At 41.3% G+C, this 21,282-nt stretch carries 17 protein-coding genes; 10 read left to right on the top strand and 7 right to left on the bottom strand.

The window, feature by feature from the left end; genetic code table 11:
* Positions 1 to 5: 5 nt before the first annotated feature.
* The 5 genes from IF202_RS08250 to IF202_RS08270 all read right to left on the bottom strand — a co-directional run bounded on the left by IF202_RS08250 (position 6) and on the right by IF202_RS08270 (position 4,935).
* Positions 6 to 1,196, bottom strand: a complete 1,191-nt coding sequence (locus IF202_RS08250) for a TauD/TfdA family dioxygenase (RefSeq protein WP_191594397.1) — start codon at positions 1,194 to 1,196, stop codon at positions 6 to 8.
* Between the two features lie 205 nt (positions 1,197 to 1,401).
* Entirely contained in the window at positions 1,402 to 2,022 is a 621-nt protein-coding gene (locus tag IF202_RS08255) for an HD domain-containing protein (protein ID WP_191594398.1), read from the bottom strand.
* Between the two features lie 24 nt (positions 2,023 to 2,046).
* Entirely contained in the window at positions 2,047 to 3,162 is a 1,116-nt protein-coding gene (locus IF202_RS08260; RefSeq protein WP_191594399.1) for a TauD/TfdA family dioxygenase, read from the bottom strand.
* A 101-nt stretch (positions 3,163 to 3,263) separates the two neighbouring features.
* Positions 3,264 to 4,184 carry a 2-hydroxyacid dehydrogenase gene (locus tag IF202_RS08265; RefSeq protein ID WP_191594400.1) on the bottom strand — a complete coding sequence of 307 codons (921 nt, stop codon included), beginning with the start codon at positions 4,182 to 4,184 and terminating at the stop codon, positions 3,264 to 3,266.
* A gap of 4 nt (positions 4,185 to 4,188) precedes the next feature.
* Entirely contained in the window at positions 4,189 to 4,935 is a 747-nt protein-coding gene (locus IF202_RS08270; protein ID WP_191594401.1) for a class II aldolase/adducin family protein, read from the bottom strand.
* Between the two features lie 563 nt (positions 4,936 to 5,498).
* On the opposite strand from IF202_RS08270, the gene IF202_RS08275 reads away from it, so the two are divergent.
* Positions 5,499 to 6,485 (top strand): carbon-nitrogen hydrolase family protein, encoded by a 987-nt coding sequence (locus tag IF202_RS08275; RefSeq protein ID WP_206705424.1) that lies wholly within the window; start codon positions 5,499 to 5,501, stop codon positions 6,483 to 6,485.
* Positions 6,486 to 6,652: 167 nt separating this feature from the next.
* On the opposite strand, the gene IF202_RS08280 is transcribed toward IF202_RS08275, so the two are convergent.
* Positions 6,653 to 8,614, bottom strand: a complete 1,962-nt coding sequence (locus IF202_RS08280; RefSeq protein ID WP_191594402.1) for a bifunctional 5-dehydro-2-deoxygluconokinase/5-dehydro-2-deoxyphosphogluconate aldolase — start codon at positions 8,612 to 8,614, stop codon at positions 6,653 to 6,655.
* A gap of 244 nt (positions 8,615 to 8,858) precedes the next feature.
* On the opposite strand from IF202_RS08280, the gene IF202_RS08285 reads away from it, so the two are divergent.
* The 3 genes from IF202_RS08285 (at position 8,859) to IF202_RS08295 (ending at position 11,980) form a co-directional block, all read left to right on the top strand.
* A complete protein-coding gene (locus tag IF202_RS08285; protein ID WP_191594403.1) occupies positions 8,859 to 9,719 on the top strand; it encodes a MurR/RpiR family transcriptional regulator in 861 nt (286 codons plus the stop codon).
* A gap of 92 nt (positions 9,720 to 9,811) precedes the next feature.
* Complete coding sequence (locus IF202_RS08290; protein ID WP_191594404.1) at positions 9,812 to 10,705, top strand: TIM barrel protein; 894 nt, start codon at positions 9,812 to 9,814, stop codon at positions 10,703 to 10,705.
* A 111-nt stretch (positions 10,706 to 10,816) separates the two neighbouring features.
* A complete protein-coding gene (locus tag IF202_RS08295; protein WP_191594405.1) occupies positions 10,817 to 11,980 on the top strand; it encodes a Gfo/Idh/MocA family protein in 1,164 nt (387 codons plus the stop codon).
* A gap of 56 nt (positions 11,981 to 12,036) precedes the next feature.
* Here the strand turns inward: IF202_RS08295 and IF202_RS08300 are convergent, their stop codons facing one another.
* Positions 12,037 to 13,050, bottom strand: coding sequence for a LacI family DNA-binding transcriptional regulator (locus IF202_RS08300; protein ID WP_191594406.1), 1,014 nt, complete (start codon positions 13,048 to 13,050; stop codon positions 12,037 to 12,039).
* Between the two features lie 427 nt (positions 13,051 to 13,477).
* Here IF202_RS08300 and IF202_RS08305 point away from each other — a divergent pair, with 427 nt between their 5' ends.
* The 6 genes from IF202_RS08305 to iolC all read left to right on the top strand — a co-directional run bounded on the left by IF202_RS08305 (position 13,478) and on the right by iolC (position 21,225).
* Positions 13,478 to 14,410, top strand: a complete 933-nt coding sequence (locus IF202_RS08305; protein WP_191594407.1) for a sugar ABC transporter substrate-binding protein — start codon at positions 13,478 to 13,480, stop codon at positions 14,408 to 14,410.
* A gap of 191 nt (positions 14,411 to 14,601) precedes the next feature.
* Complete coding sequence (locus IF202_RS08310; RefSeq protein WP_235963413.1) at positions 14,602 to 16,128, top strand: sugar ABC transporter ATP-binding protein; 1,527 nt, start codon at positions 14,602 to 14,604, stop codon at positions 16,126 to 16,128.
* On the top strand, positions 16,128 to 17,102 hold the full coding sequence (locus IF202_RS08315; protein ID WP_191594408.1) for an ABC transporter permease: 975 nt from the start codon (positions 16,128 to 16,130) through the stop codon (positions 17,100 to 17,102). The genes IF202_RS08310 and IF202_RS08315 overlap by 1 nt, the downstream gene beginning before the upstream one ends.
* A gap of 94 nt (positions 17,103 to 17,196) precedes the next feature.
* The gene (iolD, locus tag IF202_RS08320; protein ID WP_191594409.1) at positions 17,197 to 19,047 is read left to right on the top strand and encodes a 3D-(3,5/4)-trihydroxycyclohexane-1,2-dione acylhydrolase (decyclizing); all 1,851 of its coding nucleotides are present in this window, start codon (positions 17,197 to 17,199) and stop codon (positions 19,045 to 19,047) included.
* A gap of 11 nt (positions 19,048 to 19,058) precedes the next feature.
* Positions 19,059 to 20,237, top strand: a complete 1,179-nt coding sequence (locus tag IF202_RS08325) for a Gfo/Idh/MocA family protein (protein WP_191594410.1) — start codon at positions 19,059 to 19,061, stop codon at positions 20,235 to 20,237.
* The gene (gene iolC / locus IF202_RS08330) at positions 20,230 to 21,225 is read left to right on the top strand and encodes a 5-dehydro-2-deoxygluconokinase (RefSeq protein ID WP_191594411.1); all 996 of its coding nucleotides are present in this window, start codon (positions 20,230 to 20,232) and stop codon (positions 21,223 to 21,225) included. The genes IF202_RS08325 and iolC overlap by 8 nt, the downstream gene beginning before the upstream one ends.
* The last annotated feature ends 57 nt before the right edge of the window (positions 21,226 to 21,282 follow it).

Here is a 21,282-nt window from a genome sequence, read left to right on the forward strand (position 1 = left end):
CGTCCTTAGTTTAGTTCTGTGTTTCTTTCCAATATTCTAATGCGGGAAAGAAACTCATCTCTGTCTATATAGCAACCTTGTAGTTGACGCATACCTGCTTTTAAGTCGAAAGCATTACGAGCATGTAATACACGACGATTATCAAATACCACCATTTCTCCAGCGGTAAGGCGGAAAAATAATTGAAACTTCGGCTCTCGCGTTAGAAGAATAAAGCACTGGTAGGCTTTATAAAGTGCCATCGTTTGATGGGATGGAACATCAATCGGGCCTCTAATAAAGTTTGCATGACGAACTTCCGTTACCTCACCATTGCTGTCAGTCGCAATCACTGTGCCGCGATAATGGTAGTCACAGTAGGGGTCTTTATTGTTAAAAGACATTGGAATAGTGGTTAAGTCACGGAACTCTTCTGGACAGTGTTCTCGCATGTATTCAGCAATCTTAAAGCCATCAACAAATATAGACTCTCCCCCTGTTGCATCATTAACCAAACAATGTAGGAATTGCAGTCCAGGTTGTAATTCACGGGCCGATAAGTCTGTGTGCAAAGGCAAGCGCAGCGTTGTATTGGCTGAGGTGTTGGCTCCAGCGGTTATTTTAACATCGAAAAGTGTGCCGTAATTTGATTCGCGCATAAATGCAATGCGATCGGTAATCGCTTTTAAAGCGCTCTGTTTTGTTTCTACATCAGCAACAACACCAATCCCATAATCTCTTAAGCTGCGTAACCAAGTAAGTAACTCTGCATCGCTTTCTATCAGCGCATGACTTTGTGTTTTTGGTAGCTCATGACTGATTTTTTCTTTATCCCATATTATTGGCTTCCATTGCTTGGTCTGTACGACTTCCTCGCTGTAGCAATGGCTTAGTAGCCACCCTGGATGGTATTTACTAACATGGTTTTCGTAGTCCCACTCAATGACGATTCTATGATCATCGGTGATGTAAGCATTAGAGGCTTTGATTGTAAAAGGAACGTCACAGATTTCAAAAGTCTGCTCTCTTGTCGCTGTTGATATGCATTGAGGACAATGGCAGTTGTCACGTAGCCATAAATAATGGAACTCACTTTTATGTCCATGATCCCAAATAACGGTTATAGACTCTTCATTTTTCTCAATTTGCACTGGATGGTGAGTGATCGGATAAGGCGTGAATGAGGCTATTTCTAAGTTGGAGTCAGCTGAGCTCATAGTGTCGTCCTAAATAATAAGGTAAGAAATCATAAGATTAATATTGACTTAATCTTATGATGAAAGAGGCTTTTTCCTGTGACATTTAGTCGACTTCTTGTTGCATCAATACGACAAAAAGAAAAAGACAAAGATAACGAGGCTAGTAATACTAAGGCTTATGAAGCATTAGAAAATGCTCACATTAACCTGATGAAGTATTTTCCTATATACCCACCCCTGATATAGCGATGTCTACGGCACTTTTTCCCATGGTTTGGGGGCCTACATATTGCTCGGAAAAAGGTTGTCTTGAGAGAATCTTACGAACCAATGGCTCAAAGTACTCCAAAGGTTTGGTTGGATAATCTGGATCGAAGGATGCTTGATCCCATTTCTCACAGAAATCGACACAACTCTGGTACCAAGGATGATCTTTTAGATAGTCTCGCTCATTTGGGTTGCCGCCAGAAAAGTGAATGTAGTAATAGTTCTGGAATAAGCCATGTTGATTGATAACCCAAGTGACTTCTGGTCGTACGTATGGGCGTAAAATAGAGGCAGCAAGTTGCGCATGGTTGTAGGGAGAAAGGTCATCTCCGATGTCATGGATGAGTGCAGCAAGAATCATTTCCTCATCTGCACCATCGGCTTCCGCTCTTGTTGCCGTTTGTAAGGAATGCTCTAGTCTTGTTACTTGATAACCTGATAAGGTATTTTCAAGGTTCTTGAGGGCATTAATAATACGATCTGGAAATCCTGCGGCGTATTCTATTTCGTGTTTCTCTAAAAAATCGTATTCTTCTTTAGTGCCATCTTTCATTTGACGAAATTGTACCGTTTTCATTTATCTCTCCTACTAGTGACTTACTTATATCGAGATTTTTTTCTTGAGTGATACATAACGCCCTTTTGGCTCATCAAGATCTATATAAGCACCTTGTAGATGCCTATGCCCTTCATTAGGGTCAAAAGCAGTACGACCATGTAATACTCGAGTGTTATGGAACATCTGAAGTTGCCCCGGTTCTAGCTTAAAGCGCCACTCAAAGCGTGGATCAGAGAATAGCTGCCCTAATCTCTGACGTGCTCGGTGGAAAACCTTTAGTTTTTCTGGTTCTAGTAATGGTAGAAAATCTAACCTAGGACTATAGGCAACACCTTCTACGCGATTAGCGGAATCGAGTTTAATCATAGTCCGACGTTCAATGAGATCGACATCTTGATCGTAGTGACGGTACCTGACTGGGATTGTGCTGAGTAATTCGACGCCATAAGGGTCTTCTTTACGTAGCTGTTCTATGACAGACAAGCTATCTACTAATGTTGATAAACCGCCAGTGGTTTCATTTTGAATACAATGAAGCAACTGCACTCCGGGCATTGGATCACGATAAGGGTTATCGGTATGTGGACCTAGAGATACAGAGCGATAGGCTAAGTCATTAGAGTCTGGACGTGTGTATACCTCGAAATGTTTGCCAAAGTTGGTTTGGCGAACGTTACCGAAGCGCTCTGCAACCTCTAAAACGGCATTAGGGCGTTCCGGAACACCGTTCACAATAATAAGACCGTATGCTAAAAATATTTCTAATGCATTTAGAAGGCCCTTTTCAGAGGTTAAGTCATCATACTGTACGAAAAAAGCGGATTTATCTGTATCGCTGAGCCAAGATTTTGTGGCTGGCGTGCCATCCCACATATCAAAATCAGCATAAAATTCATTGATGTCATATGTTCCGGTGTAATCATCACTGAATGATATTGTCAGCTTTTCTTCCGGTATAATAGACTCGATTTTCTTTATGCTAAGGTCTTCAGATAACTGATGAGGGTCGAAAAAGCGTTGCTTGGAAACCTTGTCTAAGTGGTACTCATCTTGGCAACGCTCTCGAAGCCATAGGGCAGGCAGTTCAATATTTTGTCCATTAAACTGGGCAAGTAGCGTATTGCTCTCTTCACTGACTGAAAATCTGACTTCTTTCATCGCTATCCCTCATTTATATTGGAATCAGTATCCACTTTATTCTTTCAACGTAGTTTGTCTTGGTTTGTTCAGACATTAAGAATGGTGCTGTAGGTTGATGTTTACGTAACAACAGCGCTGTTACATGCTTTTCCTTGTTTAAAATCTGCCATGTTTAAGACAACTTGACTAACGATGGCTGAAATAGACGATGATGATGCAATATGAGGGGTTATGGTTATCCCTTGAACGGACCATAAAGGATGATTACTAGAGAGCGGTTCTTCATCAAATACATCTAGTAAAGCGCCTTTAAGTTGATTGCTGTTAATAGCATCGATTAAGTCACTATGAATCATATGACCGCCTCTGCCGCAATTGATCACATACGACCCTTGTGGCATTTTATTGAATGTAGATTGAGATAAAATACCTTGGGTATGTGGGTTCAGAGGCAATAAATTAACGAGAATATCTGCTTTACTCAGAACAGTACTTAACGCACCGTCTCCGCTGTAGCAATTCACTCCATTCAACTCTTTTTGACTACGAGACCAGCCATGAACGGTGTAGCCAAATTGCGCTAGTTTTTCAGCGACATAAGCGCCTATTTCTCCTAGCCCTAATAAACTTATTTGAGTGTCAGATGCCGAGCGCTGAGTAAGAGGTCTCCACTGTTTATCATCTTGGGACGCTCTGTATTGTTCAAAATCTCGTTGATAATTTAATATTCCCCATAAAATATATTCCAACATACCGTGTTTTTGAACTGGGTCCACGATGCGAAAAACAGGTAGCTTAGAGGTTAGTAGTTTTTCCCCTAGATGATCTACTCCTGCAGATAGCGCATGCAAAACTTTAATGTTTGGATAATCAACTAATAAAGATTCAGGCGGATGCCAGCAGGCTGCCAACTCAGCATTTTCTGAATCCGTATCATTTGGTAAGTAAACGTTGATTTCAGGGTGCGATTTCTGGAATTCTGCTTTGATCGCATCGGTAAATTCAATGTCATTAGATGCTAACAATATAGACATACTCATGACGTTAATCCTTATAAGAGGGATCAATTCGATCCAATTTTCTTAACCAAGCTTTCCAGACGAACTGACGCTCATGATCTACACCTTTAAATTGGGAATTAACGTGTGCAGCGAGTTTCTCAGGAATCGGTACGATTTTGTTTAAGCCTGCCATTTGAGCTGTGGCTAATTGAATTTCACAGGCTTTATTTAGGTAGTACATGATTTGAAACGCATCTGCGACTGTTTCGCCGACGGTCAGCAAACCGTGATTACGTAGAACTAACCCTATATTATCGCCAAGCGATGCCTGAATTCTTGTACGTTCTTCAAGATTCCATGCGACCCCTTCGTAATCATGGTAGCCAAGGTTATTATAGAACTCAGTGCTAATTTGATTGAGCATCAATAACCCATCATCACAAGCGGCTAATGCCATACCGGGTACTGTGTGTGTGTGCATTACACAATGAGCATCTTCACGCGCCGTATGTACCGCGCTGTGAATCGTAAATCCCGCTAAGTTGTAGCCAGCATCGCCTTCTAAAATTTTGCCATTAACATCAACGATGACTAAATCACTTGCCTTAACTTCATCAAACATAAGGCCAAAAGGGTTGATTAAGAATCGAGGAGTATCGTCTATATCAGGTAAGCGTACTGAAAAATGGGTATAGATCGTATCTTCCCACCCAAGCATTGCTGCGAGGCGATAGGCTGCGGCTAAGTCGTGGCGTAAAATAACTTCTTGTTGTGCGTAGTCATTACCCATTGGTTTGTTCCTATAAATTCAGTTGCTATATCAAAATTTTCTGCAGGAAAGACTTTTTTGAAATTAGTCGTCCATACACTATGTTGATTTATTTAGACTGTGTAATGCGAATCTCATCGTGGATAAACCATCCGACAAACTATTAGGTTAAGAGAATTCTAGCGTGAGAGGCGTGTGTCTTCGTGATACTTAATCGACGGCTTGTTGCATGTTGACGACATTTTACATTTTATAGTAGCTATATTTTTACATTCGAGATCAAATCACGCTAACTTATATGAAGCCAATCTCAAAGAAAATAGCGACACTCAATTGGTAGAAAAGAAATCTTCGATCAATATGTTTTAATTGATTTTAGATGAAAAACTTATTAGCTTACCTCAACATTATAGAATTTTTATTAGGTATATGTTCTCCATTCATTGTGGGTATCTAGCTTGTCATTACGTAGCGAAAGTGGGCTTTTACAGTGAAAAATACTTTTAATAATAAGCTCGAATGATCATAAGCGTAAGATCTTTTATATAAAAATATTGTCCTGAACTTTTAATATAGGCCCAGATATGAAAATGGAAAAAATCGCTATTGTTCAAGAAGCACCAGTGTTACTTGATTTAGAAAAAGGTGTAAAAAAAGCCGCTAAGTTAATTCGTGAAGCAGGGAAAGAAGGGGCTGATTTAGTTGTGTTTCCAGAATGTTGGTTAACGGGTTACCCTGCTTGGGTTTTTGAAATGGCTGGGTGGGATTGTTCAAATGCTCGGCATTGGTATGCTAAATTTTTAGCCCAATGCCCTACAGCAGAAGATGATGCATTGTTACCTATTCGAAAAGCAGCAATAGACGCTGGAGTACATATTGTTATGGGTTTTAATGAAAAACCTCGTACTTCTAGCGGCTCTATTTTCAATAGTACTATGACTATTGGACCTAAAGGTGACACGCTTAATATCCATCGAAAACTGATTTTAACACTCACTGAAAGAAATATATGGGCGCAAGGGGATGCATCGGGGTTAAAAGTGATTGAGTCAGATATAGGGCGTATAGGTTCCCTTATTTGTTGGGAGCATTGGCATCCTCTCGCACGTCATACTTTACATCATCAAGACGAACAAATTCATATTGCTTGTTGGCCAGATATGGCTGATAGCCACGCTATTGCTTCACGGCACTATGCTTTTGAGGGACGTTGTTTTGTTGTTGCTGCTGCCCAATATCTTACCACTGATGATGTACCTGATGAGTTAGTTGAGGCTTATAGAGCTGGTACTGGTGCACCAAACGAAATAAGCAATGTACTGTTTAACGGTGGTAGTGGTGTGATTGGCCCTGATGGAAATTGGGTCACCGAACAAGTCTTTGGAGAAAGTAAAATAATTTATACCGATATAGATCTTACTGATACGGTAAAATTCAAACAGGATTTAGATATCGTTGGTCATTATTCACGTGACGATATTTTTCAATTGTCAGTAAATTGCACGACACCGCAAGGCCTCATTGTGAAAAATGATGTGGATGTTAATAATACAAAAAATCCTGCTGAATAACATAAACATAAACATAAACATAAACATAAACATAAACATAAACATAAACATAAACATAAACATAAACATAAACATAAACATAAACATAAACATAAACATAATTAGATACCTTTGTATGATCAATCGATGTCTCTATGATTGTTTATCAAAGTTTCTTTTTTTATTCTTTAAAGTCTAGGAATACGCTCCTGCCAGAAGGTGATCAACTGGGTGTAGTTGGTCACAATGGCGTCAATGAGTTGTTGGTCAGTGTAACGGTTTGCTAACCATTCACGACTTGGTGCGCCAAAGATAGAGCGGCCAACGGCGAAGCCTTTAACGATATTAAAACCAGTACTATTGGTAAAGCCTTGCTTGAGTTCTGTCATGGGCGCATCTAGCCCTAGCATGACGACACCACGACAATGAGGGTCACGAGTTTCTAATGTTTTTGTGAGTGCTTGCCAGTTTGCAATCGATTGCGGTGGCAGTTTCCACCAGTCTGGTCGCACACCTAGGTCATAAAAACGAGTGACTGAGTTAGTATAAATAGCGTCATCATAATCTTTGTCTTTTGGCGGGATGAGTTCCAGTAAAAACTCATGTCCAGAAACACAACATGCGTGATAAAGCTCGATGATCTGCCGTTCTTGTGCGTGTCTAAGTTGTTTTTCATCTTGGTTATGATAGAAAACGAGGCATTTCACAATGTGTTCTTTGGGCCAGCTTTTTAAGCGTGAACCAATACTGCGACCGCCTTCTAATTCCAGTGGTCGTGAGCCGGGTACCTCAACAGGACGCCCGATCCATAAATGCCGACCTGTAACATCGTTGAGAGCATCTTGCCCGTAGGTGTCATCGATTAATACGCCGTGTTGTATTGGTGTTATATTGATTGCTGTTTTCCCTAGTTTTACATCAGTTTTCATTTGGCTTTCTAATGCTTGTACAAACAGGCTCTTCAAATGGCTGATACGTTCTACTACTTTCCCTTCTTCTAGGTCGCCTTCTTCCAATGCCATATCATGTAATTGCTTACGATGGTCAAAGGCGAAAATACACAGGTTTTGCCAGTCATAAGGTAAGCGTTCGGTGGTGACTCGATGTAAGTGGTTGAGTTCTGTATCGAGATCAGGGCGTTCGATTTGATGCGCATTTTTAAGGTAATGATCTAGCTCTTCTGAGCTTGGTGCTGCGGGTGCGCAACCATGTCGCGAGACAACCAATGCCCCGCATGCGTTGGCGTAATCGCAGCAGTTTTTGTGCGATTCGCCTCGTATCCATCCTCGTAAAAAGCCACTCATAAAGGCGTCGCCAGCACCCAGCACATTCATGACATCAACCAGAACACCTGTATGAACGATAAACTCGTCAGCACGCTGTGGAATGTCATTTTCAAAGACGGTGCAACCTTGTGAGCCTAGTTTTAGCACAATGGTGGCGTTGCTTAATTCACGAACGCGGTTCAGTGCGGTAATGGTGTCGGTGCTCGCGCCAGCAATGTGTATTTCCTCTTCGGTTCCAACGATTAAATCAAAGTCACTTAAAATGCTCTGTAAGTGGGTTGAGACTTTATTGTTGGAAATGAAACGAGTTTCACCATCGCCAGGGTTGGTGAGCCCCCAAAGGACAGGGCGATAATCAATGTCTAAAACACGTTTGGTGTTTGTTTGTTTTGCGTATTCAAGCGCTTGCTTGCTGGTGGCGTAGGTACTTTTTGTAGAGAAATGGGTGCCAGTAATGAGTAAGGCTTTCGCTGAACCGATAAAGTTTTTATCGAAATCTTCTTTGGCGATAGCCATATCCGCGCAATCTTGACGGTAAAAAATTAATGGGAATGTGTCTTTATCTTTAATACCAAGGACAACTAAACCGGTTAAGCGTTCGGGATCTGTTATCACATGACTCGTATCCACATTGGCTCGTTCAAGCTCTTCTTTTATGAATCGTCCCATGTGTTCGTCGCCAACCCGGGTCAGCATGGCGCTTTTCAAGCCGAGTCTCGATGTGCCAAAGGCAATGTTACAAGAGGAACCACCGAGGTATTTTGCAAAGCTGTTTACGTCTTCTAAACGGCTACCTATTTGCTCTGAATAAAAGTCGACAGCGGCACGTCCTAAGCAAATTAAATCTAAGTTTTTATTCGTCATCGTTTTCTCCATCATGAAGCTTCTTTCTTATGATTATTTTCAATCAAAATAGAATTTATATTTCAATATGTCAATATTTTAGAATTAATTTTCTATTTTGTTGTGTTTTAAATAGAACTCTACTGATGAATGTCGGTAAAAAAATGAGATGAATCAAGGGTTTCAGTAGACAGCTTGTTATATGGCAAGTTAGAATTTTTATTCTAAAAATAGAATAAACCAACCTAATGTGAAATCTATAGACATGGAACATCAAACACCTAATAAACTCCCTGATTTATTAGATCAAATAAGAAGTCAGTATGATCTGCTGAGTAAGCGTTTACGCCAAGTCGCAGACTTTGTTTTGCACTCACCCAGTGGCGTTGCGTTTGGTACCGTGGCGACTTTATCTAAACAAGCTGAAGTACATCCTTCTACTTGGGTAAGGTTTGCTAACACCTTTGGTTTTAGTGGGTTCACTGAAATGCAAAAGTTGTTTAAAAACAGTCTGATGCAAGAAATACCAGATTATCAAGAACGAGTTCGTTCGATTAAAGATAAGCAAAAAGAGAAAGAAAATGGTCAAGTGGCTGGCTTATCTGTATCGAGTTTGTTGGCTGAATTTGCCCATGCGAATGCTTTAGCATTAGATGATTTGGCGACGAGCATGAGCGATGAGAACTTGAAAAAAACCATTCATATTTTAGTGAATGCAAAGTCGTCCTACGTTATGGGAGTTCGTAGAGCGTTCATGGTAGCGAGTTATTTTGCCTACGCTTTGCAGCATATTGATCAAAAAGCATATCTTATCAATGGTATGGGTGGCATGTATGACGAGCAGACTTCTAATTTCGAACATGACGATGTTTTAATAGCGGTGAGCTTCTATCCATATGCCGCTGAAACTCAAGTTGTTGCTGATACGGCAATTGAAAAAGGCATGCCTCTGATTGTGATTACCGACAGTCTTTTAAGTCCATTAGCTCAGATGTCTAGCGTGAGTCTTGTGGTGAAAGAAGCGGAACTTCATAAGTTTCGTTCCTTGTCTTCTTCTTTGGTACTCGCACAAACATTATCGATTGCGTTGGCTTATGAATTAGAGGCAAAAAAAGAAGGAAGTTAATATTTGCATGGTGAAATATTGACTTTTTGCAAGCGCTTGCATTAATGTGTTTTAGGTTCTTAATACACACATTAATAGGAAGTATAAAAATAATGAAACTTCATCTATCTAACGCGCCATGTTCATGGGGCATTGAGTTCGCAGACAACCCAAGCAACCCAGCATGGGAAACCGTTTTACAAGAAATTTCTCAAGCAGGATACAAAGCAACGGAGCTTGGACCGTTAGGTTATTTGCCGACAGACTCTCAAATGCTCGCGTCTAAATTACAAGAAAATGGATTAGGCCTTATTGCAGGCACCATTTTTAAACACCTACACAAGCCTGAAAAACGTGCTGAAATTCTCGAATACACCAGAGAAACATGCAAACTTCTGCAAGCTCAACAAGCAAAATACATGGTTGTTATTGATCATGTCTCTTCTCCTAGAACGGATCAAGCGGGTCAAATTGAAACTGCCTATCGTTTGCCAACCTACCAATGGGACGAAATGATGAAGACAATTACTGAATTGTCTTTAATTTGCCGTGAATACGATATTGTCCCTGTTGTGCATCCGCATGCTGGTACCTTTATTGAATATCGCGATGAGATTGATCGCGCGATGAAAGATCTAGACGGGGATTTAGTTAAGCTTTGTGTGGATTCTGGTCATTGTCGATATGCGGGTATTAACCCTTCTGAATTGATTGAAGCGTACCAAGATCGTGTTGAGTACATTCACTTTAAAGACATCGATGAGACTGTGTTAGAGCACACAGTAGCAAACAACGTTGATTTCTATAAAGCGATTGGTAATGGCGTATTTTGTCCGCTTGGCAAAGGCTGTGTCGATTTTACGCAATTGCGAGCTACCTTAGAGAAAATTAATTACAACGGTTGGATTACGGTAGAGCAAGATGTTGATCCTGCGGCAAAAGACAATAGTTCGTTAGAAAATGCTCAAGAAAGTCGTCAATTCATTGAGGAACACTTTCTCCAGTAAGCCGTTAATTATTTCCTTAATTATTAACTTACTAGAAGCGCTTTTCCTTCTTTTCGGAGAAAAAGGAAAAGCGCTTTTCTTTCAAAGGCTTTTTCCATAAGGAAAGACACAATGGCAAATCCTGTAATTAATGCATTAGGTAGAAAGCTTCGACTTGGCGTTATCGGTGGTGGCCCCAGTTCATTTATTGGTATTGTGCACCGAGGTGCATCCACGCTTGAAGAATATTATGACGTGAAGGCAGGGGTTTTTTCATCCAACCCTGTTAAATCAGTGGCGAGTGCAAAAGAATTAGGTATCGAACGCGGATATGCGACAGCGGAGGAGATGATCAAAGTTGAAGCCGCACGTGAAGACCGTGTTGATGTTATTGCGATTATGACGCCGAACAACAGTCATTATGCTATTGCTTGCTTGGCGATTGAATATGGTTTTCACATCATGTGTGAAAAGCCGTTAACGAATGACATGAATGAAGCTATGGATTTAGTCAAAAAAATCCAAGACAGTGATGTCGAGTGCTGTGTTGCCTATGCTTACTCTGGTTTTCCAATGGTACGTGAAGCAAGAGCGATTATTGAAGCAGGTGAACTCGGTGAGATAAGAATGGTTCAGTGCGATTATGTACAGGGCCATTTGGCAGAATTAACCGAATCGGAAAAAGACGGTACAAACTGGCATATGGACCCAAAAATGGCAGGCCCTTCTTTGATTATTGGTGACATTGGTACTCATTGTTATCATTTGGCTTCGTTCGTGTCTGGGATGACCCCGAGTGAATTAAGCGCTGATATTACAACGGTTGTACCAGGTCGAACCGCAGATGATTACACAGGTATTCTAACTCGTTATAAGAACAAAGCAAGAGGCTCTTTTTTCATTACTCAGGCAGCAGCAGGTGCTGATCATGGATTGTATTTAAGAATTTATGGCAGTAAAGGCGGCTTGGAATGGCATCAAGAGCAGCCAAATCAATTGCTTGTTAGAAGCCTCGATCAACCCACCAAGATTTTGCAAAAAGGCGGAATTGGTTTGCATGAAGCCGCGAATAGAGTGTCACGTATTGCGTTAGGCCACCCAGAAGGCTATCGCGAGGCGTTTGCGAACCTTTATACTGATTTGGCAGAGGTTATTGTTGCGCAGCATACTAAAGAGCCTGAAAACCCTCTCGCTCGGTACTTTCCTAATATTGAAGATGGTGCAGCTGGCGTGAAGTTTGTCGAAGCAGCGGTAAAGTCTAATAAAAACAACGGAGAATGGGTCTCTTTACTCTAAAAAAGTATTTTAAGAACCATGCTTTGGATGGTGTTTTTTTGAAGAGGTGCATAAAACTATTGTTTTAATGTGCCTCTTTCGATGACTTTACAAGGAAGTAAACGTTGTTCTGTTGGAAGGCCGGGTTGTTCGATTCTATCGATGATGAGGTCAACCGCAGCAAAAACCATTTCTTCTATTGGCTGTTGTACTGTTGATAGATTATAAGCCCCCCACGACGCCATAGACATATCATTGAAGCCAAGGACGCCGAGGTCTTCAGGGCATCTCTTACCCATCTCTCTCGCTGAATCTAAGGTAGCGATGGCAAGTATGTCATCACCACAGAAGACGGCTTCGATCTCTGGATTATTCGTTAATAGCTCTCGTGATTTGATTCGGCCTGAGTCATAAGAGTAAGTGTCACAGTGTTCAATTGCGACTAATTCAAGCCCATTTTCCTTCAATGTGGTAATGGTGCTTTGCTTACGATCAATAGTTGTGGTGGCATTGATTGGTCCCCCTAAAAAAGCGATTTGTTTATAACCACGTGCAATTAATAACTCAACGCCCATTTTTCCGCCATTGTAATTGTCTGCTGTAACCACACTAATCGAACCGCTTAAATTCGTACGACCGAACATTATGGCAGCTGGCAGTTTCGCTTTTGTACACACTTCCGCAAAAATAGTGGGCAACACAGATGACAGAAACAACACGCCATCAACACGATATTGTAATAGAGTATCTAAGACTATTTCGGGCTTCGACTCCGTGGTGAGATTTTCAATAAGAGATAGAAAATTTCTTGATTTCAATTCCTTGGTAATCAAATCTAATACTTCAATAAAGAATGGGTTTTCAAAATTGCTTGAAATAATACCAATTAATCGAGTGCGATTTGTCATCAAAGACTGCGCCAGCATATTTGGCTTATAACCTAGCTCATTTGCGGCAGCTTTAATTTTGTCTCGTGTTTTTTTTGAGACGCTTGCACCATCTGTGAAGGTTCTTGAAACGGCAGATAAAGAAACGTTTGCCTTGTCTGCTACCTCTTTTTGAGTGATGTGCTTATAACGATCTTGTGACATGGGAAACCTTATGGTTTTTCTGAATTTTGCTGTTTAAACGAACTAATCTGTTTGTATTGTTTATTGACACAATAGTACGTTTTTTTACGTTATAAAGGCTATTTTCGTACAATTTATAGCATATTAACGTGAGTGATTTAAAAGTTATAAGACATTATTAGATACGTTCTATCATTCAATTCAGATTTTATCGATATAGTCGGAATTTTTATTCTTAATGTCTTCCTTGCTTATTTATAGCTGATTTTTACGCTTTTATATTACTAATAATAAGTTTTAAATATTTTATTGCAAGCGCTTGCAATAAAATATTCTTGTTGCTAGTCTGACAATCAAGTGATCTTGATTTTGTTAAATATACGGTTCACTTACTGATTTTTATTGCTCAAATAGAACAAAAATAAAACAATAAAAGGATGAGATGAAAATGATTAAAAAAACCCTACTGGCTGCTTCTGTAGTTTGCGCTGCTTCGAATTTTGCTTTTGCTGACACGCTTGTGATTGGTGCTCCAATGCCTTCATTCGCAGATAAGTGGATGAGTTATTTATTTGAAGGTATTAATGATTTTAATGACAAACACAGTGATGTTGAAATTAAAATGACAGATGCGAATGAAGATCCTAGTAAAATGCTCAACGACGTTGATAACTTCATTGATGCTGGTGTAAACGCACTTCTTGTTGTTCCTACAGACATAGCCATAGTGAAACCTATCGCGAAGAAAGCCAACAGAGCAAATATTCCACTTGTGATTGTTAACCGTCTTCCAGACGAAAGTGCTATGAAAAATGTCGATGCTTATGTGGGTTCTGAATCCATACAGGCAGGCATCATTCAGGCTGAAAGCGTTGTTGGTATGTTGGATGGAAAACAGGGGAATATTGCCATTCTGATGGGCGTTTTAGGTCACGAAGCTCAAATCAAGAGAACCGAAGGTAACAAACAAGTCTTTTCACAATATTCCAATATTAAAATCGTTGCTGAGCAAGAAGGTCGTTGGGACCGAGCGAAAGCGCTACAAATTGTAGAAGATTTATTACAAGCCCACCCTGAAATTAATGTGATCGTTGCTAATAACGACGAAATGGCAATTGGTGCGCTTTTGGCCGCGCGAAAAGCGGGGCTGACAGATGCTGATTTGATTATCACAGGGGTTGATGCCACTCCAGACGCGTTGGAATATCTTGGTTCAGGCTTAGATTCAACTGTGTTTCAAAGTGCTAAAGGTCAAGGTTACGGCGGCGCTGAAATTGCCTATAAACTCGCTAAAGGTGAGAAAGTTCAGAAAATGAACTGGATCAACTTTGAGCTCGTTTTGGAAGAGCAGAAAGTAGAATACTTATATAAGTATCAATAAGTAACCTAGTTTTTTTTCTGCTTTTATCAGGCATAAAGAAAGTTATTGGATTTGTTGTTTTGATCTCTTAGAGAGAATTAAGAGGTCAAAAAGTGAAATCTAAAACGAATTCAATAACTCTTCTTTTCTCTAATTTCACGCAACTAATAAAAACAATAACGCTTATGACTAATTCAGATTGCATTTTAGAAATGATAAATGTGAGTAAAACCTTCCCTGGTGTAAAAGCCTTGGATAAGGTGAACTTATCAATCCGCAAAGGCAGTATACATGCGTTAATGGGTGAGAATGGCGCCGGTAAATCGACTCTAATGAAGATACTGTATGGGCTGTATACGCCTGATGCAGGCGGCGAAATCTTCTTTGATGGTAAGCCTTTTAACCCTAAAGCACCGATAGATGCGATTCACACTGGTTTAGCCATGGTTCCTCAGGAAATCAGCCCTTCTGCAAACCTGTCTGTTGCTGCCAACTTCTACTTAGGTCGAGAAATTAAAAAAGGCATTCTGATGGATCAGAGTGCCATGAATGAAAAAACTAACGACATATTAAAAGAACTTGGCATTCCTATGAGCGTTGAAACATTGATGCAAAATGTTTCTGTGGCAAAAGCACAATTGCTGGCTATTGCTACCGCTGTTTCCTATGACGCCAAACTGATCATTATGGATGAACCCACCACGGCTTTGACCGAATCCGAAGTGCATCAACTCTACCGCATCGTTAAAAAAGTCCAAGAGCGCGGTATCGCTATTATTTATATTTCTCACAAATTAGGAGAAGTGTTCGAATTATCCGATGAAGTTTCTGTTATTCGAGATGGCGAATACATAGGCACTAAAAAAACCACAGACATCACCAAAGAAGAACTCATTAATATGATGGTCGGTCGTGATATGGATGAAATGTTCCAGCGCGAAGATGTCATCATTGGAGAGACATTACTGGAAGTTCGTAATTTAAGTCTACCCGGTAAATTCCACGATATTAATTTCAGTGTCAGAAAAGGTGAAATTTTTGGTATTGCTGGGCTGGTTGGTGCTGGTCGTAGTGAAGTGGTTGAAGCCTTGTTTGGTTATAAGCCAGCAGAAAGTGGTGAAATCCATTTGCACGGCAAAAAAATTGAAATTCATAAACCATGTGATGCTATTAAGCATCGTATTGGTTTTGTAACAGAAGACAGAAAACTGACCGGCTTGATGTTGAACATGAGTGTCACCGACAACATGATCATGCCGGAGTTACTCCCTTACGAAAAACACCATCTTATTTCTGAAGAGCTAGCCAGAGATGTGGCGAATTCAATGAAAGATCAACTTCGCATTAAAACGCCAACCGTAGAAACCATTATTGGCAACCTATCGGGTGGTAACCAACAAAAAGTATTGATTGCACGTTGGTTATTACTTGAACCTGAAATCTTGATTCTTGATGAACCCACTAAGGGAATCGATATTGGTGCCAAAGCCGAGATTTATAAGTTGATTGTTGAGCTCGCTCGCTTAGGAAAAGCCATCATTATTGTTTCGTCTGAAATGCTCGAACTCTTGTCTTTAAGTGATCGAATTATGGTCATGGCGGAAGGACGTGAAGTCGGCATTGTGGACCGTGACAATGCGACACAAGAAGTGATCTTAGAAATGGCAGCAGGTGGCGATGTGCCATCACAAGAAGAACAAGAATTAGAGTCTGAATATCAGACACAAGGGGTTGCATAATGATTAAGGAAGCAAGCGCTAATGCGCGAAAAACTCATTACACAGAAATTCTTAATAAATACGGAATGTTGCTCATTCTCATTTTATTGTTTTCCGCTCTTTCTTTAAAAATTGATGGATTCGCCTCATTTAGAAATATTTTCAGCATCTTAGAACAGGTTTCTATGTTTGGGATTATTGCGATTGGTGTGACCTTCGCCATTGTGACGGGCGGTATTGATTTATCTTCCGGTGCTGTTGTGGCTTTGGCGTCGGTCGTTGGCGCTTCGATTGTGACTGGAACCGAAGGCTATGGGATGACCATTTTTGCTTTCGGTGCTGCAATGTTTGTGGGCAGTATTTGTGGCCTGATTAATGGTTCGATTACAGCTTACGGACGTATACCTCCTTTCATTGCCACACTTGGGATGATGACAATGGCACGTGGCGTGGCTCAGCTTGTTAGTAATGGTCGACCAATTGATGCTAGCTCGGATGCGTTTACCTCTATTGGGGATGGATCAATTTTTGGTGTGCCAGGTCTTGTTGTTATTTATGTTCTGGTTGCAATTACCTGCCATATCATGATGAGCCGTATGAGCTTTGGTCGTCATGTTTTTGCCATTGGCGGTAATGTAAATACGGCTAAAATATGTGGTGTTAATGTCGAAATAACCCTTCTTAAAGTTTATATCTTAGCTGGTGCTCTTGCTGGGTTGGCGGGTGCCATGCTGACTTCTAGAGCGTACGCAGGAAACCCAACGTTTGGCAACATGTGGGAGCTTGATGCGATTGCAGCTGCCGTTATCGGTGGTACCTCTCTTGCTGGTGGTGTGGGCTCTGTACCTATGTGTATTGTCGGTGCTTTGATTATCGGTGTGATGAATAAAGGCCTAAATATGTTGGGTGTAGACCCATATTGGCAGCAAATAATCAAAGGCATGATCATCATTGGTGCCGTTCTATTGGATGCTCAAAAACGTAAAAAAGCGTAGCTGTAAAAAGCGTATCCATTAAAAACGCAAATGTAAGAAATAGTCGTTAGCGTCATAGTTTTGTCATTAATCTAATAATAAAAAGAGAAGTCTTATGGATACAGTTCGTCTCACTGTAGCGGAAGCGCTGGTAAAATATTTAGTGGCTCAGAAGATTGAAATTGATGGTCAAGTTGAGTCGTTATTTGGTTGTTCGTTCGCTATTTTTGGACATGGCAATGTGACTTGCCTAGGTCAGCAATTGAAAAATGTCGAAGATCAATTGCCTACATGGCGTGGGCAGAATGAGCAATCAATGGCAATGGCGGCGGTGGCTTATGCAAAAGCCAACAACCGTCAACGTATTGGTGTCGCCACCACATCTATTGGTCCTGGAGCAACAAACATGGTGACAGCGGCAGGTATTGCGCATACCAACCGTTTGCCTTTGTTAATGATGGCGGGTGATGCTTATGCCAGTCGTTTACCTGATCCTGTTCTGCAACAAACGGAACATTTTCACTCCCCATCTATCACGGCAAATGATGCCTTTAAAGCGGTAACTCGTTATTGGGATCGTATTATTCACCCTGCTCAGCTATTGCAAACCTTGCCTTTAGCCTTGGATACCTTACTTGATCCTGCTGATTGTGGTCCTGTGTTTTTAGGGTTACCGCAAGACGTACAAGGTATTGCGTTTGATTACCCGGTGCGTTTCTTTGAAGAAAAAGTACACCGTATTCGTCGACCACAACCTGAACAATGTGATTTAGAGCAGGCCGTTAAATTGATTAGCAACGCCAAGCAGCCTTTGATTATTAGTGGTGGTGGTGTTCATTATTCTAGAGCAACGGATGAACTAGCCGCCTTTGCAAAACAACATCAAGTTCCGGTTATCGAAACTATTGCAGGGCGATCTGCATTACTTCAGGACAATCCTTTAAATGGAGGGCCCATTGGAGCGACAGGCTCGGATTCTGCCAATTATCTTGCTGCTCATGCGGATGTAGTGATTGCGATAGGAACCCGGTTGCAAGATTTTACAACAGGTTCATGGTCTGTATTCCGTAACCCAAACTTAAAAATTATTAGTATTAACGTTGGTCGTACGGATGCCATAAAGCATTTGGCGATGCCTATTGTTGCGGATGCCAAACAGGCTCTTTCTCAGTTAAATAGCCTTTTAGGAACATGGAAAGCAAGCATGTCTTGGGCTTCGTTAGCACAAGAAAAATCGGCTGAATGGAAGGCCTTGTGCCAACAACGAAGTGCAGTTGTTGGCACAGAAATGGCCTCTTATGCTCAAGTTATCGGCGCGGTGAATCGTTTAGCTGAGACAGGCGACACTGTGTTAACGGCAGCGGGTGGTTTGCCTGCTGAGTTGAATATGAATTGGCAGAGCAAGCAGATTGGTAAATTCGATATTGAATTTGGCTTCTCTTGTATGGGCTATGAAATCGCTGGTGGTTGGGGGGCGAAAATTGCTAACCCTGATAACGATGTCATTGTCTTGGTTGGTGATGGTTCTTACATGATCCTCAACTCAGACATTTATAGCTCTGTTTTGACGGGTCATAAGATGATCGTGATTGTTTGTGATAACGCTGGTTTCGCTGTCATTAACAAGCTGCAAAACAATACAGGTAATGATTCTTTTAATAATTTATTAGCGGATTGCCGTCGCCCTGATGGTGAGTTGGCGCGAGTAGATTTTGCCAAACACGCCGAAGCGCAAGGTGCGATCAGCGAAAAAATAAATAACATGAGTGAGTTTGATGGCGCTTTTGCAAGAGCAAAAGCTGCGAGTCAAACCTCGGTCATCGTCGTCGATATCGATCCTACTAAATGGTCAAGCTGTGACTGCTGGTGGGAAGTGGGTTTACCAGAAATAACACGCAACAAAAAAGTTGAAAAAGCCGTTAATGACTTTAATCAAGGTCGTACACATCAGCGCCGTGGCGTATAGGGAGATAACACATGTTTAATGAAGAAATGCGTTCTGAACAACCTCTACGTTGGGCAATGGTTGGCGGTGGCCGTGGCAGTCAAATCGGTTATGCACATCGTTCTGGTGCGACACGTGACGGTCACTTTCAATTAATGGCAGGAGCGTTTGATATTGATGCTGATCGTTGCCGTGATTTTGGTACCAACTTAGGTTTATCTGCGGATCGTTGTTATGCCGATTATCTCACTATGTTTACCGAAGAAGCGAAGCGTGATGATGGCATTCAAGCGGTATCGATTGCGACACCGAATGCGACTCACTATCCCATTGCAATGGCGGCGCTAGAATCAGGGCTACATGTTGTATGTGAAAAGCCAGTTACCTTTACGGTGGTTGAAGCCGAAGATTTAAAACGAATAGCACAAAAACATAATCGAATTTTTGGGGTTATGTATGGTTACGCTGGTTTCCAAATGATTCATCAAGCACGAGAAATGATTCAGCGAGGAGACATTGGTGAAGTGCGCGTGATTAACATGCAATTTGCCCATGGTTTCCATGCTCAAGAAGTCGAGAAAAATGACCCTGGTGCAAAATGGCGCATGAACCCTGCGGTTTCTGGGCCAACCTATGTTTTGGGCGATATCGGTACGCACGCCTTTTACATGGCGCAGCTAATGACGAATTTGGATGTGGAAAGCTTGTGTTGTACGCGTCAGAGTTTTGTTAAATCACGAGCGCCTTTAGAAGATAACGCCCATGTGATGATGCAATTTTCAAATGGTGCGGTAGGAACATTATGGGCCAGCGGTGTTAATGCGGGTTCTATGCATCAACAAAAAATTCGTATTGTCGGTGAGAAAGCCAGTCTTGAATGGTGGGATGAACGTCCGAACCAACTTAGCCTTGAAATTCAAGGTGAGCCAGCTCGAGTATTAGAGCGTGGTATGAGCTACTTACACAAAGATAGTTCAGCAGTGGACAGTGACCGTATTGGTGGTGGACATGCTGAAGGCTTCTTTGAGTCTTGGTCGAATATTTACAGTCGTTTTGGCGTTGTGATGAAAGCAGCGAATCGAGGAGATCAAGCAACAATCGATGCAACATGGTATCCAGATATTGATGCCGGCATTGAAGGTGTTCGTTTACTTGAGCGCTGTGTTGATTCCGCGGATAACGGCGCCAAATGGGTGAAATATCATGACTAGTTTAGCGTACCCAGCTAACCGATCTCTAGATGTAATTTGCTTCGGGCGAGCGGGGGTAGATTTGTATGCACGTGAAGATAATGTCGATATGACGGATGTCTCTGGCTTCGATAAATTTGTCGGAGGTTCGCCCGCTAATATCGCTGTTGCTTTGTCTAAATTAGGCGCCAAAGCGGGTTTGATAAGCTGCGTTTCTGACGATGGATTAGGGCGTTATGTCTGTGATTACTTGCGTAGTCTAAAAGTTGATTTGAAAGGCATGACCATTGATAAATCCGGTTCTCGTACCAGCTTGGCGATTACTGAAATGAAAGCCAGTGATTGTGAAGTGGTTATTTACCGTAACAATGCAGCTGATCTGGCGTTGTCTATTAAACAAGTCGACAAAGCCTACATTGCTCAAGCCAAAATACTCTTGGTATCGGGAACAGCGCTATCAACAAGCCCATCTAGAGAAGCCGCTTTGGCTGCGATTCGCTATGCGAGAGACGCTGGTACAGTGGTTATTTTAGATGTGGATTATCGAGCTTATTCTTGGCATTCACCTGAAGAGTCTTCTTTATATTATCAACTGGCTGCCAGTTTGTCAGACGTGGTGATTGGTAATCGTGAAGAATTTGATGTGATGGAAATGCTGGATAAACAAAGCACCGAAAAAAATGATGATGAAACCGCTTTTCGTTATCTAAATGATGCCACGCAAGTTGTCATTATCAAAGCCGGTGAGTTGGGGTCAAAGGTTTATACCCGAGATGGGAAAAACTTCACACAAGGTATTTTTCCTGTCGAAGTTAAAAAACCGTTTGGTGCTGGTGATTCGTTTGCAGGTGCACTTATGTATGCCTTGTTACAGGGTCATAGTTTGCAAGAAAGCGTCAAAATGGGCTCTGCGGCCGCTGCCATTAATGTATCGAAAAAGAACTGTACTGAAGCGATGCCAACACGTGAAGAGTTAATGGATTTTATTGCGACCTATGAGGCCGCTTAGCGCAAATAATGATGCAACGATTCAAGGTAAAGCGTTTTTAGACGTTATTACAGAAAA

Origin of the sequence: Marinomonas colpomeniae, assembly GCF_014803385.1 — a bacterium.
GTDB lineage: Bacteria > Pseudomonadota > Gammaproteobacteria > Pseudomonadales > Marinomonadaceae > Marinomonas > Marinomonas colpomeniae.

Bases quoted from the DNA above. Each gene is read 5' to 3' on its own strand.
- IF202_RS08275 (WP_206705424.1), top strand. From the start codon at position 5,499: ATGAAAATGGAAAAAATCGCTATTGTTCAAGAAGCACCAGTGTTACTT.
- IF202_RS08295 (WP_191594405.1), top strand. From the start codon at position 10,817: ATGGCAAATCCTGTAATTAATGCATTAGGTAGAAAGCTTCGACTTGGC.
- IF202_RS08280 (WP_191594402.1), bottom strand. From the start codon at position 8,614: ATGACGAATAAAAACTTAGATTTAATTTGCTTAGGACGTGCCGCTGTC.
- IF202_RS08265 (WP_191594400.1), bottom strand. From the start codon at position 4,184: ATGAGTATGTCTATATTGTTAGCATCTAATGACATTGAATTTACCGAT.
- IF202_RS08300 (WP_191594406.1), bottom strand. From the start codon at position 13,050: ATGTCACAAGATCGTTATAAGCACATCACTCAAAAAGAGGTAGCAGAC.
- IF202_RS08310 (WP_235963413.1), top strand. From the start codon at position 14,602: ATGATAAATGTGAGTAAAACCTTCCCTGGTGTAAAAGCCTTGGATAAG.
- IF202_RS08305 (WP_191594407.1), top strand. From the start codon at position 13,478: ATGATTAAAAAAACCCTACTGGCTGCTTCTGTAGTTTGCGCTGCTTCG.
- iolD (WP_191594409.1), top strand. From the start codon at position 17,197: ATGGATACAGTTCGTCTCACTGTAGCGGAAGCGCTGGTAAAATATTTA.
- IF202_RS08260 (WP_191594399.1), bottom strand. From the start codon at position 3,162: ATGAAAGAAGTCAGATTTTCAGTCAGTGAAGAGAGCAATACGCTACTT.
- IF202_RS08325 (WP_191594410.1), top strand. From the start codon at position 19,059: ATGTTTAATGAAGAAATGCGTTCTGAACAACCTCTACGTTGGGCAATG.
- IF202_RS08315 (WP_191594408.1), top strand. From the start codon at position 16,128: ATGATTAAGGAAGCAAGCGCTAATGCGCGAAAAACTCATTACACAGAA.
- IF202_RS08290 (WP_191594404.1), top strand. From the start codon at position 9,812: ATGAAACTTCATCTATCTAACGCGCCATGTTCATGGGGCATTGAGTTC.
- IF202_RS08255 (WP_191594398.1), bottom strand. From the start codon at position 2,022: ATGAAAACGGTACAATTTCGTCAAATGAAAGATGGCACTAAAGAAGAA.
- IF202_RS08270 (WP_191594401.1), bottom strand. From the start codon at position 4,935: ATGGGTAATGACTACGCACAACAAGAAGTTATTTTACGCCACGACTTA.
- IF202_RS08285 (WP_191594403.1), top strand. From the start codon at position 8,859: ATGGAACATCAAACACCTAATAAACTCCCTGATTTATTAGATCAAATA.
- IF202_RS08250 (WP_191594397.1), bottom strand. From the start codon at position 1,196: ATGAGCTCAGCTGACTCCAACTTAGAAATAGCCTCATTCACGCCTTAT.
- iolC (WP_191594411.1), top strand. From the start codon at position 20,230: ATGACTAGTTTAGCGTACCCAGCTAACCGATCTCTAGATGTAATTTGC.